This window comes from Kitasatospora sp. NPDC098663 (assembly GCF_044760075.1).
Classification (GTDB): domain Bacteria; phylum Actinomycetota; class Actinomycetes; order Streptomycetales; family Streptomycetaceae; genus Kitasatospora.
Map to the genome: position 1 here is coordinate 55,460 of NZ_JBIWAP010000002.1, position 14,902 is coordinate 70,361.

Sequence of the window (14,902 nt, forward strand, 5' to 3'; positions counted from 1 at the left end):
TCGGCCGGCGCCGGCCAGGGCGTGGCGGAGCTGCCGATCCCGGCCGCCCGCACCGCCCCGGACGACGCGGCCGAGGCTCCCGCCACCGCGGGCGCCCAGAGTGACGGACGGGCCGCGTGAGAATCCTGCTCCTCGGCGGCGACGGCTTCCTCGGCCGTCACGCCACCACCGTCCTGCGGTCACTGCCCGGTGCCACCGTGCTGACCGCGGGCCGGCGGCCCGCCCACGACCTCCGGCTGGACCTGGCCACCGCCCAGGCCGGCCCGCTCGGCGAGGAACTCGCCGAGCGGGCACCCGACGTGGTGGTCAACTTCGCCGGCGCGGTGGCCGGCAGCGCGGTCAAGCTCGCCGAGGTGAACGCGCGCGGCCCGGCCGTGCTCTGCGAGGCGCTGCAGCTCGGCGCCCCGAAGGCCCGGCTGGTGCACATCGGTTCGGCCGGCGAGTACGGCGTCTGTCCGGCGGGCAGCTCGCTGTCCGAGGACTCCGACGCCCGCCCGGTCGGCGTGTACGGCGCGACCAAGCTCGCCGGCTCCCTCGCGGTGGCCGGCTCGGCGCTGGACGCCGTGGTCCTGCGGGTGTTCAACCCGGTCGGCCCGGGGGCACCGGCGGGCTCGCTGCCCGGCCGGCTGGCCGCCGAGCTGCTCCGGGTCGCACCCGAGGGCACCGACGGCGTGATCACGGTCGGCGACCTCTCCGCCTACCGCGACTTCGTCGACGCCCGGGACATCGCCCGCGCGGTCGGCCTGGCCGCCGCCGCGGACCGTCCGCTCCCCCGGGTGCTCAACCTCGCCTCCGGGCAGGCCCGGCAGGTCCGGGCGATCGCGGACGGGCTGGTCGCCGCGGCCGGCTTCACCGGCCGGATCGACGAGAGCGGGGCGGGCTCCGAACGCTCGGCCGCGGTCTCCTGGCAGCAGGCCGACGTGTCGGCCGCCGCCCGGGAGCTCGACTGGCACCCGGAGACGGACCTCGCCGACACCCTGCGCGACCTGTGGCTCAGCACCGCCGAGCCCGCCTCCCCGCCGGTCGTCGCATGACCGGCGGGACCATCCCCGACGGCCGCCTGCTGGTGCCGCTGTACGTCCACCCCGCGGTGGACCCGGCGGCCTGGCAGGCGGTCGCCGCCGCCGACCCGGGCCGGATCGCCGCCGTCGTGCTCAACCTCGCCGACGGGCCGGGCGAGAACCCGGACAACGTCTTCGCCGAGGCCGCCGACCGACTCCGCGCGGCCGGAGTGCCGCTGGTCGGCTACACCGACACCGACTACGGCCGCCGACCGCACGCGGCGGTGGTCGCCGACATCCTGACCTACCGTCAACGCCACGACATCACCGGCGTCTACCTCGACCAGGTGGCCACCCACCCCGGCGCCCTCGCGCACTACCGGCGGCTGGCCACGGCCGCGCGCGCGGCCGGCTGCGGCACCGTGGTCTTCGGCCACGGCGAGCACCCCGACCCGGGGTACGCCGAAGTCGGCCTGGCCGACCTGCTGGTCACCTTCGAGGGCGACTGGGACACGTACCGCGCGATGACGCTCCCGCTGTGGACCGGCCGCCACGCGGCCTCCCGCTTCTGCCACCTGGTGTACGACGTCCCCGCCGAACACGCCGAGGACGCCACCGCGCTGATCGCCGCCCGCCGGGCCGGCGTCGGCTGCGCCGTACCGGGCGCCGGGGAGAACCCCTGGCGCACCCTTCCCTACGGCCTGACCGCTGCTGAACTGACCTGACCCGATCCGGAGTTCGACTACCGTGAACCGCCGTACCCGGCTCCTGCCGGCCGCCATCACCATCGCCGCCGCCCTGCTGGCGACCTCGTGCAGCAGCTCAGGCTCGGACGACGACAGCTCCTCGGCCGACGGCTCCCCGAGCAGCCCGCCCGCGGCCACCGCCCCGACCACCCCGGACGGCAGCACCGCCCCGGGCACCCCGTCGGACGCCGCCAGCACGCCCCCGGCCCCCGGCACGCCCAGCGCCCCCGGCTCGCCCACCGCGCCCGGCGCCACCACGCCCCCGGGCGCCACCACCGCCCCGGGCACCCCCGGGACCTCCAGCGGAACTCCCGGCGGCACCACCGCCCCGCAGCCGGCCGGCGCCCGCTGGCAGCCCACCCCCGGCCTCGCCTGGCAGTGGCAGCTCGGCGGCACCGTCGACCAGTCCGTGGACGTCCCCGTCTACGACATCGACGGCTTCGAGAACGACGCCTCGGTGGTGGCCGCGCTGCACGCCAAGGGCCGCAAGGTGATCTGCTACATCAACGCCGGTTCCTGGGAGGACTTCCGCCCCGACTCCGCGGCCTTCGCCAAGTCCTTGCAGGGCTCCGACACCGGCTGGAAGGGCGAGAAGTGGTTCGACATCCGCAAGCTCGACCAGCTCAAGCCACTGATGGCGGCCCGCTTCGACATGTGCAAGAGCAAGGGCTTCGACGCCATCGAGCCGGACACCATCGAGGCCTACAACCAGAACAGCGGTTTCCCGCTCACCCCTGACGACCAGATCAAGTACAACCGCATGCTGGCCCAGCTCGCCCACGAACGCGGCCTGGCCATCGGTCTGAAGAACGACCTCGACCAGATCCCGGCGCTGCTGCCGGACTTCGACTTCGCGGTCAACGAGGAGTGCTCGCAGTTCGACGAGTGCGACCGGGTCGCGCCGTTCGTCAAGGCGGGCAAGGCGGTCTTCCACGTCGAGTACAAGCTCGGCACGGACCAGTTCTGCGCCAAGGCCAAGTCGCTCGGCTTCAGTTCGATGCAGAAGAAGCTCGACCTGAACGCCTGGCGCAAGCCCTGCTGAGCGCCGGCGCACCGGTTCTCGGCGCACCGGTTTCCGTCGCGCGGGTGACCCTCGTCCGGGTCACCCGCGCGAGGATCACTTGACCGCCAGCCAGATGACGCCGCCCAACACGGCCAGCACGATGACGGCGACCAGCGCGATCACGCCGGTGCGGCCACCACCACCGCTGTTGCTGCGGCCGTAGGTGGAGACGGTGCCCGGCGCCTGCGGGGCCGCCGGGGTCTCGTCGACGAACGCCCGGAACATCTGGGTGCTGCCGGCGGGGTCGTAGTCGTTGTCAGCCATGGCACGGACTCTAACGAATCCGCCCACCTCACGGACACCCCGGACCCCTCCTGCGCGACCCCCACCACCCGGTCGCGCAACGGCGGCACGACATCCTCGTGAAGTCCGCCCGACACGCGGAATGCCGCCCGGTGCGATCCGGTTGAATCCGACCATGACCGGAAACCACAGCGACGCCCCGGGCCGGGTCCGCCTCGGCGCCTCCGACCTCTCCGTCTTCCCGCTCTCCCTCGGCGGCAACGTCTTCGGCTGGACGGCCGACGAGCAGCAGTCCTTCGCCGTCCTGGACGCCTACACGGCGGCCGGCGGCAACTTCGTCGACACCGCCGACGTCTACTCGGCCTGGGCGCCGGGCAACACCGGCGGCGAGTCCGAGACCGTCCTCGGCAACTGGCTGCGCAGCCGCGGCAACCGCGACGACGTCGTGATCGCCACCAAGGTCGGCATGCACCCCGAGGCCGGCGGTCTGGGCGCGGCCAACATCAAGGCCGCGGCCGAGGGTTCGCTGCGCCGCCTGGGCGTCGAGCGGATCGACCTGTACTACACCCACCGGGACGACGACACCCCGGTGGAGGAGTTCGTCACCGCACTGGACGAGCTGGTCCGCGAGGGCAAGGTCGCCGCGGTCGGCGCCTCCAACATCGGCGCCGAGCGGCTGTCCGAGGCGCTGGCCTTCGCCGACCGCGAGGGCCTGGCCAAGTACGTCGCCGTCCAGCCGCACTACAACCTGGTCTCGCGCGGCACCTTCGAGGGCCCGCTGGCCGACGTGGTCGCCGAGCACGGCCTCGCCACCGTCCCGTACTACGCGCTCGCCTCCGGCTTCCTCACCGGCAAGTACCGCCCCGGCGGCCCCGGCGTCGACAGCGCCCGCTCCGAGGGCGCCGCCCGCTACCTGGACGACCCGCGCGGCCCGAAGGTGCTGGCGGCCCTGGACACCGTCGCCGGGGAGCACGGCGTCGCCCTCGCCACGATCGCCCTCGCCTGGCTGGCCGGGCGGCCGACGGTCGCCGCCCCCATCGCCAGCGCCCGCACCGTCGAGCAGCTCCCGCCCCTGCTGGCAGCCACCACGCTCCGGCTCACCCCCGAACAGACCGCCCTCCTCGACGCCGCCTCCTCCTGACCCCGCCCCACCCGCAGGCTGCGAACCCGCCCCCCGGGCCCGTTCGCAGCCTGCGCCCGTTCCCGGTAAACCCCGTCCGGTTGGAAACGCCGGCCGCGGTGACCAGCCTTGGCCCACGAACGACCTGACGCGGAACAGGACTTCGTCGACGAAGCCACCACGGCGGCGGCATCGCCGGGAATCCCGCCCGGGACGGGATCTTCGACGACGAGGACCGGAAGAAGTACGCGCGCCCGGCCCTCGATTCCGCAAACAATCCGGGCCCGGGCGGTAACACCCGCAGGATGACCGTCGGCCCCGCCGATCCGAGGGCCCGCGCCGGCACCGTCGGCGAAATCCGGACGCCTTTCCGGGCCGTCGTCGAATCGACCCGGGAAAAGACGGCCAACGCGCTCAACGCATCGGCCCATTGGCAGATCGGACCCGAACTGCGCACCCGAGGCCCCCGCGGGGGCGACCAGGTGGCGGCGGTCACGCTTCGGGCCCCCGGCAGCGGCGTGCTGTCGGGGGCCCGATGCGCCCGACGCTACGGCCGCCCGAAGTGGGTCGGGTAGTAGCCCGAGTTGAGGGTGGAGACCCGGACCGTCTTGCCGGGCCGGGGTGCCTCGACGAACTTGCCGCCGCCCAGGTAGATCCCCACGTGGTGGATCCCGGAGGCCCGGCCGCTGTCCGACCAGAACACCAGGTCGCCGCGGCGCAGCTGCCCCGCGCTGATCGGTGTGGTGGCCGCGTACTGGTCGTCGGCCACCCGCGGCAGGCTGATCCCGCTGCGCCGGTAGGCCTGCTGGACGAGCCCCGAGCAGTCGTAGCCCGACGGGCCGTTGCCGCCCCAGACGTACGGCTTGCCCAGCTGGGCGAGCGCGTAGTCGATGGCCGCCTCCATGCTGCCGGAGGCCGGTGCCCGGTCCGCCGAGGGCCGGGCGGGGGCGGGGGCGGGATCAGCACTGCCGCCGGACTGGCCGGTGCGGCTCGCGTAGACGTCGTAGTGGCTGGTCCACCGCCACTCGCCGCTGCCGTTCTTGAACCAGTACTTCGACCCGTCCCAGCCCTGGCGCAGCCCGGAGGAGGAAGCGGAGGAGGCCGAACCGTTGGACACGGCGGCCGCCTTGCCACTGGCACCGCTGGAACCGCCCGAGCCGCCGGACTGGCCGGTGCGGCTCGCGTAGACGTCGTAGTGGCTGGTCCACCGCCACTCGCCGCTGCCGTTCTTGAACCAGTACTTCGACCCGTCCCAGCCCTGCTTCCCGGCCGCGGCGTGCGCGGACCCGGCACCGGCCGTCAGGCCGACCACGCCGGCGCCCGCCAGCACGGTGGTGGCCAGACAGGTACTTCGCACGGCGCGGTGTATTCGGCTGCCGCCGGTCGCCGTCGCGGCGCGGGCGGTGCGCGGACGGGCCGCGCAGTTCGGGCAGCCGCACCCCGCGATCGCGGGGATGCTGCCGGTGCTCTCCTCGAAGCCGATCAGGCCCCGGTCGAGGGCGGCGTCGAAATCGGCGTCGAGGTCGAGACCGGGATCGGCGTACGCGCCGGTGGCTATCCTCATGCGGGTCGTCCTTCCTTCCGCCCGGCCCGTGCGGCCGGGGGCGGTACCGAGGCGGCCACTCCGGCCGGGGCGACGAAGGCGACCAGCAGTTGCTCCATCAGCGCGCTGCGGGCGGCCTCGTCCAGTTCGTGGGCGGTGGCGCGCTCCAGCCGCCGGACGGCGAGCGCCGCCGCCTCGACCGCGTCGTCCACCAGCACCGTCCGCAGGCCCGCGTCCAGGTCCGCCAGCCGGCGGCGGCGCATCGACTCGGCGACCTCGGGCGCGTAGTCCAGCGCCAGCGGCTGCGCCGAGTAGACCTCCAGGCCCGCCGGGGCGACCTCGGCGGCCAGTGCTCTGGTCAGCTCGTCGGCGAACCACTGCCCGTCACGCAGCGCGGGCCCGGGCGCCGCGTTGCTGTCGCACGGCAGGATGGACGCGGTGCGGGTGAGCACCGCTTGGACCTGCTCGCGCAGATAGCTCTCGTGGTCCTCGATCGCCAGCAGCGCCCGCGCGGTGTCCTTGACCCGCCAGACGATCAGCAGCCGGACGACGATCGGCGTGCCGGTCCGGTCGACCGCCTTGACCGGCTCGCTGCGCCAGTGCCGCAGCCGCACGTCCACCCGGCGCCGGCGCAGCAGCGGGTTGACCCAGACCAGGCCGGTGCGGCGGACGGTGCCCCGGTAGCGGCCCCAGCGGGTCAGCACCCGGGTCTCGCCGCCCGCGTTGGCCAGCAGCCCGGCGAGCGCGAACACCACGAGCAGGCCGACCGCGCTGACCGCGGCGACCGACTTGGCGTCCACCTCGGCCTGGCCGCTCGCCTGCGCGGCGGCACTGCGCAGGTCGGGCAGCGCGTCCCAGTACGGGATGACGCCGTCGTGCAGCAGCATCAGCAGCACGCCGGCCACGCCGACCAGCACCACCAGCAGGGCGACCCAGCCGGGCAGGGCGGTGGCGCCGTGCTCGCGGACCGCCTGGTCGGCGCGCGGGGGGCGGCGGGAGGTGGCGGCCGCGGGGGCGCCCACCTGGATGGCTTCCGGGAGCTCGGCGGTCTCCGGGGCGGCCGCCTCCAGCGGGTCGCGAAGGTCGGCGGGAGCGCCGGTGGCCGGGCCGGGGACGACGACCAGCGGAGTGGTCGCGGGGCCGCCGTCGATCGGGCCGAGCAGCTTGGCCGTCTTGGCGGCCGTGGCCGTGGCCAGCGGGCTGGCGCCGGAGGCGGAACGTTCCGGCAAGGCGGGTAGGAGTGGCTTGGGCAGGTGGTCGGGTCGCTGCGAAGAATCGCGGGTGACGTCCATGCACGGATCCTCGGGGTCGGTGTGTCGCGCAACGGGCGGCCCGGATCTGACGGGCAGTGCCAAGATCAGGCTAAGTTCATACGTCATCAAATGCGACATTTATGATGAGGTGTGTCGACATTTGCTGACGAATCGTCCGAAGCCGACCTGACGCGCAGGCACATGAACGGATGGTCGGGATGGTTCAGCGCAGGTCAGCGCCGCCGGACACCGTCGCCACGGGCGAACACCCGGCGGGTGATCAGCCCGATGGCGGCGAGCACCAGCAGGCCACCGGCGACCCCACCGCGCCAACCACTCGCGGTGGACCGCGCGGCCGCCGCCTGAGAGGCCTCCGCGGCCGCCCCCACGGGCGGCGCGCCAGCCGGTGCCGGCAGCTGCCCGGCACCCTCCGCGGCGGACCCGGGCGGTTCGGCCGCCACCGGCGTCGACGACGGTGACGGTGACTGCGACGGAGGCGATGACAGGGGCGGTGGCAGTGACGGTGACGGTGCCGACGCCACGACGCCGACGGCCGCCCGGAACGGGTCGGCGCCCAGGGGCGGAACGGTACGGAGCGTCGGAGCGACGGAACCGGCGGAGGTGGTGGTGGCGGTCGGGACGGTCGGGGTGGCTGAGGCAGCGGACGGTCCGGCCGCCGCCGGAACGGCGATCGGCAGCATGCCCACCGGCGCCGGCGCGAGCACGGACGCCTCGGGCGCCGCCACCGCAGCCGGGCTCGGCGACGAGGTGACCGGGCGCGAAGGCACGGACGTGGATGTGGACGTGGATGTGGACGTGGGCGACATCGCGGGACGAGACGGTCCGGAGGAGGCCACCGGCGCGGAAGCACCGGCCGAGGGCAGCACCGGCACCGGCACGCTCGGACTCGGCCCGCTCGGCACCGAAGCCGAAGCCGACGTCGGCATCGACGTCGACGTCGACGTCGATGCCGATGCCGATGCCGATGCCGATGCCGATGCCGATGCCGACGGGCTCGGCACGGTCGCCACGGTCGACACCGAAGCCGCGGGGCTGGGCCGCACGGGAACCGACGCCCCCGAACTCGGCACCGCAGAAGCCGACGCCGACGCCGAAGCCGACGGGCTCGGCACGGTCGGCACCGAGGCCGCGGGGCTGGGCCGCGCGGGGACCGACGCCCCCGAACTCGGCACCGCAGGAACCGAAGCCGACGCCGATACCGACGCCGCCGGGCTCGGCGCCGCCGCGACGCGCACCGGCACGGCGTCCGCCACCGCCCCGTTCCCCGCCAGGTCGGTCGCCGTGACGACCAGCCACTGCTGTCCGTCCGTCAGGTCCCGGTTGGCGGTGCAGGTCCAGCTGCCGTCGAGAGCCGCCGTCGCCCCGCACAGCACCGTCCGCTCGCCCGCCGCCGAGCCCGCGCCCGAGGCCGCCGAGCCGCCCGCCCGCGCCGTGACCAGCACCTTCGAGCCCGGCTCGGCCCGCCCGGTGAACGTCGGCCGGCTGACCCGCAGGGTCGCCCCGGCGGCCGGGGAGCCGAGCACCGGCTTGTCCGGCGGGACGGTGTCGACGACCAGCGCGACCGCCTGTCCGGCCGTCCGGTTCCCGGCCGCGTCGACCGCGACGGGGGTGAGCAGGTGGCGCCCGTCCACCAGGTTCTCGACCGGCAGGCAGGACCACTGGCCGTCCGCCCGGACGGCGCTGCGGCACAGTTCGGCGGCCTGGTCGGTGACCGCGACGGTACTGCCCGCCTCGCCGGTGCCGGTGAGCTGGATCCCCGGGTCGTTGGTGTACTCCGGCAGGGTGAGGACGGGCGCTGCGGGCGGCGCCGTCTTCACGGTGACCCGGACGGCCTCGCCGCGCAGCACCACGCCACCGCTGGTGATCTCGACCGGGGTGAGGGAGTGCGGGCCTGCGGTGAGCGCTTCACCGGGCCGGCAGGACCAGTCGCCGCCGCGCTCGACCCGGGCCCGGCAGGCCGTGGCGTCGCCGTCCCGGATCTCCACCGAGGCGCCGGCGACCGCTCCGTCGCCGTGGATCCGCGGGCGGGCTTCGGCGAGGACGGCGCCGTCGACGGGTTCGGCGATCTCGGGCCGGGCGGCGCCGACGGTCAGTTTGATCCGCTGGTCGGTGACCTGCCCGGAGTCGGCGAAGCCACCGGAGGGGACGAGTTGGCTGGCGTCGCGGGCGATCCGCAGCCGGGCCCAGGTGCCGCCCGAGCCGGCGCCGGTCGGGACGGTCCATTCCAGGGTCGCGGTGTCGGCGCCGGCCGGGATCTCGGTCTGCACCCGCTCGGCGGGGTCGAAGCGCCCGCTGTGGTCGAAGTCGATCCAGCCGGCCAGGGTCGCGGGCTGGTCGCCGACCGCCACCGGGACGGTGAGCCGGTAGTAGTGGCCGATCGCGGCCTCGGTGGGGAAGCTGATCGACGGGTCGGCGCCCTGGTACTCGCCGCGGCCGGGCTGGAGCCTGGGCGGCGGCGGGCTGGCGAAGACGCTGCGCCGGCCGGCCCCGTGGTCGAGCTGGACCAGCGGCTCGCCGGTCGGCCGGTCGGCCGTGCCCCGGTCGTCGGGGGACGGGGGGCTGGTGCGGTGCGCAGCGCCGGCGGCGTCCGCGCCGAGGAACAGGTCGGAGAGCACGTGCGAGGCGTTGCCGTAGTTCTGCGGGGCGGTGCCGAGGTCCTCGTCGACGGTGACGGTGTAGGCCTGGCGCAGGACGGGTGGGGCGGTGGTGCTGCCGGCCCGGGCGGTGGAGCGCTGCTCGACCCGGAAGACCGCGGTGCGCAGGGTGCCGGCGAGTTCCAGGGTGCCTTCGGAGACGGAGCCGGCCGCGCCGTCGGAGCTGCCGTCTGCGCCGACGGGCGCGAGGGCGTTGGCGTCGACCGTCCAGCCGGGCCAGTCGGTGCGGTTGACCAGGGTGGGGGCGGCGGGTGAGCCGCCGGTGAGGGTCAGCCGGGCCGCGGTGCTGGTGGTGCCGGACTTCCCGGTGGCGAGCGCGGCCAGTCCGCTGAGGTGCAGCCGGGGATTGCGGACCGGTCGGGAGAAGGCGAGCCGGAGCGTTCCTACGGTGCGCCAGGATCCGTCCGCCTGGGGGCGGTTCTCGGTGACGCTGAAGGTCTGCGCAGGGTTTCCGGGGTGCATTCCGTCCGTGTACGGCCCGGCCGCGCGCCCGCCGCCGGGGCGGTCGGCCAGTTCGCCGGCCGCGGCGGCCACCTCGGTGCCCGGGGTGGCGGCGAATTCGAGCTGGACGGAGAGGCCGGAGGGCAGGACCGCCCGGTGATCCCCGGACCAGGCGTCAGGGGACTGCTGGGCCATCGAGAGTGGGGCGTTCCAGCCGGTCAGCAGCCCGGCCACGAGGACGGTCAGGGCGGCGGCCGTGCGGGGAAACTGTCGGCCCATCCGGCTCTCCTTCGCGGTCGGCTGCCGGGGTGCCGGGCAGCCTGGGCACAAGATCTGACAAAAAGGAATCACGATCCTGAACCGGTCATACTGCGACACCTGGGCTTATAGCCGGGTCCCACCCGTTTGGCGGTCATCCGAGCGACAGGACGGGATGTACCCGAAACAGATGCATTTCATCCATTAGGCCCGCAAATCCAGAACGGATCAGGCACCCGGCGCCCTCGTCCGGACCCGGAAACGGGAGAAGCCCCCGGCCGGTGGCCGGGGGCTTCTCGATGGTGCGCTCAGCAGGATTCGAACCTGCAACCTCTTGATCCGTAGTCAAGTGCTCTATCCGTTGAGCTATGAGCGCAAGGAACGGGCGAACCCGATCTTGCGGAGATTGGTGCGCTCAGCAGGATTCGAACCTGCAACCTCTTGATCCGTAGTCAAGTGCTCTATCCGTTGAGCTATGAGCGCTCGCCCTGATGAACGGTGCCAGCGGGGCGGTGCGGGGACAACATTACATGACCTGCGACGCGGGACGAAATCGATTGCTCCCTCCCTCCGGGCCGACCCCCTGGAGGCCACTCGGGGCCCCCGGCGGCCCCGGCCTGCGGGGCAGGTCGGGAGGCAGGCGGGGAGACAGGTCGGGAAGGTGGGCGGCGGGGTGGGTCCGAAACCTCCCCGGGGATGAGGAAAGCCCCGCCGACAAGATCGTCGACGGGGCTTTCCGGCTGCGGAGGCTGAGGGATTTGAACCCTCGATCAGGAATAACCCCGAAACCGCATTAGCAGTGCGGCGCCATAGACCGGACTAGGCGAAGCCTCCTCCACAGGGACCACGTCCGCGTGAGCGGACCCGTTCCGTGTGCCTGAGATGATGCCACAACCGTGGGGTTCGGCACCAACCACCGCCCACGTTACTAGGCGGGTCGACCCCGCCGCAAAGAAGAATGAGATACTGCCGTCTCCGGAGGAGCTGCCCTGAGCCGAGGAGACCTGTCGACGTGAGCAGCAGGCCGATCCGAGGCGCTGCTCGCCTCGCCGCCATACTCGACGCCCTGCCCGACGCGTTGTTGCTGGTGAACAGCAACGGCACCGTCGTGGACGCCAACAGCGCAGCCGTCCAGGCGCTCCAGACGCCCGGCACCTCGCTGGTCGGCATGGGCGTGCTGGACCTCCTGCCCGAGTTCGACCCCAGCCGGATCCCCGGCTCGATGCGCCCGGCCGCCCGCGACGGCGACGAGCCCGACCGCCCGGTCCGGATGACCGCCCGGCGCACCGACGGCACCAGCTTCCCGGTCGAGGTCTCCGGCAACGACTTCCCCGACGACGGCACCGGCGAGGGCCGCGGCTACGGGCTCACCTCGTACGACTCCTACCGCGAGCGCTCCCGCCCGTCCTCCGCGAGCGACCTGCTCCTGCTGCTGGTCCGCGACCTCTCCAGCCGGCTCGGCGTCGAGGCCGAGCTGCGCCGCCAGCACAAGCAGACCGAGATGATCCTGCGCGCCGCCGCCGAGGGCGTGCTCGGCGTCGACCTCGAAGGCCGCTGCGTGCTGGTCAACCCGGCAGCCGCGCACATCCTGGAGTACCGGGCGAGCGAGCTGGGCGGGCGCGAACTGCACCCGCTGATCCAGCACTCCCGGGCCGACGGCACCCCGCTGGCGCTGGAGGAGTCCGCGCTGCTGGACACCCTGACCTCCGGGCGCAAGCACCGGGTGCGCGGCACCGTGCTGTGGCGCAAGGACGGCCGCCCGGTCACCGTCGACCTCACCACCGCGCCGGTACGGGACGGCGACCAGCTGGTCGGCGCGGTGATGACCTTCACCGACCGCAGCCGCGAACTCGCCCTGGTCGCCCGCAACGAACACCTCACCGCCGTCCTGGAGAGCGAACTCGGCGGCGCGCTGACCGCGCTGAACCAGCGACTGGACGCGCTCGCCGCCGACCCGGCCGGGCAGCTGTGGCCGGAGGCCAACTGGACGCTGCGCCGGCTCGCCGACGAGTGCCGCCGGTTCAGCCGGCTGATCGACGGCGTGCTCGCGCACCAGCGCTCCGAGGCCGGTGAGACCGACGAGACCGCCCCGGCGGACGGCCCGGACGCGAAGGGCGGCAAGGACGGCAAGGACCGCCGCAAGCCGACCGAACGACGGGTGCCCGTCGCCCTGGACAAGGTCGTCCGACGGGCCGTCGAGGCGGCCGGCGAGCTGGTCGGCCCGGGCCGGGTGCGGTTCTCGGTGCACGCCGCCGCCGTCGAGGTGATCGCCGACGAACGCCGGCTCGCCCAGGCGCTGGCCCACCTGGTCGCCGACGTCAGCGGCATCGGCCTCGCCCTGGACGCCCCGGCCGCCCCCTCCCCCGGCCTGGCCGCCCCCGGCGCACCCGCCGCGCTGCCCTCCGGTGGCGAGCCGCCGACCGTCGTCCTGGCCGCCGCCCAGCGCGGCGAGGTCGCCCGGGTCGAGATCCGCGGGCCCGGCCTCGGCGGCAGCCCCGTCCACCTGCCGATAGCCCGCGCGGTGGTCGAGCGCCACGGTGGCGTGCTCCAGCCGCACGAGCTGCCCGGCAAGGCCGGCACCACGTACGTCGTCGAGCTGCCGTTGGACCCGGCCGCCGCGAAGGCCGCCGCCGAGCGCGCGGCCGCCGAGGGCCGCTCCGACCGGCCCAAGGAGGGCGACAGCGCCGTCCTGCCCGATCTGCCGGGCATCCCGCAGCTGCCCAGCAGCGACGAGGCCGCCGAGCCGGTCGCCGACGGCGCCGAGCAGCCCGAGCGCGAGACCCCGGCCCCGGCCGCGGAGGCGAAGCAGCCCGCCGAGGAACCCGCCGCCGAGCGGCGCGGCCGCCGGGGCCGCCCCGCCGCCGAGGAACCCGCGCCCCCGGCCCGGACCGCCCCCAGCGCCCCCGCCGACCAGTGGCCGAACGCCCCCGCCCGGATCGAGCGGGCCGTCCCCGAACAGTGGAACGGCACCGGCAACGACCCCGCGTACGGCCGCCAGGGCGTGGCCGGTCCGGACGGCGCGCAGCGCGACCCCTGGGGCAAGGACGACGGCCGCTCCGGCCCCGCCTACGCCGTCCCCGTCGAGGGCGAGCGCCCGCAGCAGCACCGGACCGGCGGGCGCGAACCGCTCGCGCTCGGCCCCGGCACCGGTGCCGCCCCCGCCCCCGCCCCCGCCCCCGCCCCCGCCGACGGCACCCCGGCCGGCGGCACGCCCGCCGCGGAAGGCGCCCCGGCCGCCGACGGCGCCGAGACCAAGCCCCGCCGGCGCCGCGCCCTGCCCTCCACCGAGGACTCCTCCGGCGGCTTCGCCCTCCCCGGCGCCACCGACACCCCGGTGTACCCCGGACTGGAGCACGCCCTGCCGGCCGGCCCGGCGCCCGCGCAGCCCGAGCCCGCCGCCGCACCGACCGGCCGCCGCCGCCGGCTGGCCGTGCCGCCCGGCCCCGGCCAGGAGACCCCGGCCGGACCGTCCGACCAGACCCCGCAGGAGGACCGGCCCGCGCCCGGCGGCCCCGCCGCGCTGCCGCCCGCCCGCCCGGCACTGCCCGCCGCCGAGGACCCGTCCGGCCCGCGCCCGGTCGGCACCGGCCTCGCCGAACTCGCGCCGCCGCGCCCGCTGGGCGGTTCGCCGACGCCCGCCGCCGGACCGCAGCCGCCCGTCCCGGCCGAGACCAGGACCGCCCCGCGCCCGATGGCCGAACTGCCCGCCGCCGCCGGCGACCGGACCGACGAGCAGCCGCCGGCCATGGCCGGCCCGAACGGATCGAACGGCTCGAACGGCGAGGGCGGCAGCGCCCGTCGGCTGCTGGTCTGGCCCGAGCCCGATCCGGCCACCCGGCAGGCGCTCCAGGAACGCGGCTACCGCCCGGTGATCGTCCGCTCCCGCGAGGAGGTGGACGCCCAGGTCGCCGGCTTCCCCGCGGCGCTCTTCGTCGACCCGCTGACCAGCCCGATCACCCGCACCGCGCTGCAGTCGCTGCGCACCGCCGCGCTCAACAGCCGGGTCCCGGTGCTGGTCACCGCCGGTCTCGGCCAGGCGACCCGGGACGCCGCGTACGGCGCCGACCCGGCCGTGCTGCTGCGCGCCCTCGCGCCGCGCGACGGCGAGCACCACGCCCCGCGCGTCCTGCTGGTCGAGGGCGACCCGGACATCGCCGCCGCCATGATCAGCAGCCTGGAGCGGCGCGGCATGCACGTCGAGCACGCGGTGGACGAGAACGACGCCGTCGCCCGGGCCAGCAGCGTGCAGCCCAACCTGGTGGTGATGGACCTGCTCCAGATCCGCCGCCGCCGGGTCGGCCTGCTGGACTGGCTGCGCGCCAACGACCGGCTGCACCGCACCCCGCTGGTGGTCTACACCTCGGTGGACCTCGACCCGCGCGAACTGCCCCGGCTGCGCACCGGCGAGACGGTGCTGTTCCTCGCCGAGCGCTCGACCAGCGCCGACGTCCAGTCCCGGATCGTCGACCTGCTCGGGCGGATCGGCGCGATGGGCGAGGCGGGCGTCGCCGCGGCGGGCTGACCGCACCCTGACGCCGAGGACCGGCGAGACCCACCCG

The 14,902-nt window shown here is 75.3% G+C and carries 9 protein-coding genes and 3 tRNA genes; 5 read left to right on the forward strand and 7 right to left on the reverse strand.

The window, feature by feature from the left end:
* Positions 1-116: 116 nt before the first annotated feature.
* The 3 genes from ACIQVZ_RS02340 to ACIQVZ_RS02350 are packed head-to-tail and all read left to right on the forward strand — an operon-like array spanning position 117 to position 2,789.
* A complete protein-coding gene (locus ACIQVZ_RS02340; protein ID WP_402446471.1) occupies positions 117-1,034 on the forward strand; it encodes an NAD-dependent epimerase/dehydratase family protein in 918 nt (305 codons plus the stop codon).
* The gene (locus ACIQVZ_RS02345; protein WP_350876433.1) at positions 1,031-1,726 is read left to right on the forward strand and encodes a spherulation-specific family 4 protein; all 696 of its coding nucleotides are present in this window, start codon (positions 1,031-1,033) and stop codon (positions 1,724-1,726) included. Before ACIQVZ_RS02340 ends, ACIQVZ_RS02345 begins: the two co-directional genes overlap by 4 nt.
* 22 nt (positions 1,727-1,748) lie before the next feature.
* The gene (locus tag ACIQVZ_RS02350; protein WP_402446475.1) at positions 1,749-2,789 is read left to right on the forward strand and encodes an endo alpha-1,4 polygalactosaminidase; all 1,041 of its coding nucleotides are present in this window, start codon (positions 1,749-1,751) and stop codon (positions 2,787-2,789) included.
* 75 nt (positions 2,790-2,864) lie between these two features.
* On the opposite strand, the gene ACIQVZ_RS02355 is transcribed toward ACIQVZ_RS02350, so the two are convergent.
* On the reverse strand, positions 2,865-3,074 hold the full coding sequence (locus ACIQVZ_RS02355; protein ID WP_350876437.1) for a hypothetical protein: 210 nt from the start codon (positions 3,072-3,074) through the stop codon (positions 2,865-2,867).
* 154 nt (positions 3,075-3,228) lie between these two features.
* Between ACIQVZ_RS02355 and ACIQVZ_RS02360 the strand changes: the two genes are divergently transcribed.
* A complete protein-coding gene (locus tag ACIQVZ_RS02360; protein ID WP_402446478.1) occupies positions 3,229-4,194 on the forward strand; it encodes an aldo/keto reductase in 966 nt (321 codons plus the stop codon).
* Positions 4,195-4,720: 526 nt separating this feature from the next.
* On the opposite strand, the gene ACIQVZ_RS02365 is transcribed toward ACIQVZ_RS02360, so the two are convergent.
* The 6 genes from ACIQVZ_RS02365 to ACIQVZ_RS02390 all read right to left on the reverse strand — a co-directional run bounded on the left by ACIQVZ_RS02365 (position 4,721) and on the right by ACIQVZ_RS02390 (position 11,177).
* Positions 4,721-5,737, reverse strand: a complete 1,017-nt coding sequence (locus ACIQVZ_RS02365) for a C40 family peptidase (RefSeq protein ID WP_402446481.1) — start codon at positions 5,735-5,737, stop codon at positions 4,721-4,723.
* The gene (locus tag ACIQVZ_RS02370) at positions 5,734-7,008 is read right to left on the reverse strand and encodes an SPFH domain-containing protein (protein WP_402446484.1); all 1,275 of its coding nucleotides are present in this window, start codon (positions 7,006-7,008) and stop codon (positions 5,734-5,736) included. The genes ACIQVZ_RS02365 and ACIQVZ_RS02370 overlap by 4 nt, the downstream gene beginning before the upstream one ends.
* Positions 7,009-7,202: 194 nt before the next feature.
* A complete protein-coding gene (locus tag ACIQVZ_RS02375; RefSeq protein ID WP_402446487.1) occupies positions 7,203-10,364 on the reverse strand; it encodes an Ig-like domain-containing protein in 3,162 nt (1,053 codons plus the stop codon).
* A 279-nt stretch (positions 10,365-10,643) separates the two neighbouring features.
* A tRNA-Arg gene (locus tag ACIQVZ_RS02380) sits at positions 10,644-10,719 on the reverse strand.
* A gap of 31 nt (positions 10,720-10,750) precedes the next feature.
* A tRNA-Arg gene (locus tag ACIQVZ_RS02385) sits at positions 10,751-10,826 on the reverse strand.
* Between the two features lie 260 nt (positions 10,827-11,086).
* Positions 11,087-11,177, reverse strand: a tRNA-Ser gene (locus ACIQVZ_RS02390).
* Between the two features lie 178 nt (positions 11,178-11,355).
* On the opposite strand from ACIQVZ_RS02390, the gene ACIQVZ_RS02395 reads away from it, so the two are divergent.
* The gene (locus ACIQVZ_RS02395) at positions 11,356-14,865 is read left to right on the forward strand and encodes a PAS domain-containing protein (RefSeq protein ID WP_402446489.1); all 3,510 of its coding nucleotides are present in this window, start codon (positions 11,356-11,358) and stop codon (positions 14,863-14,865) included.
* Positions 14,866-14,902: the final 37 nt, after the last annotated feature.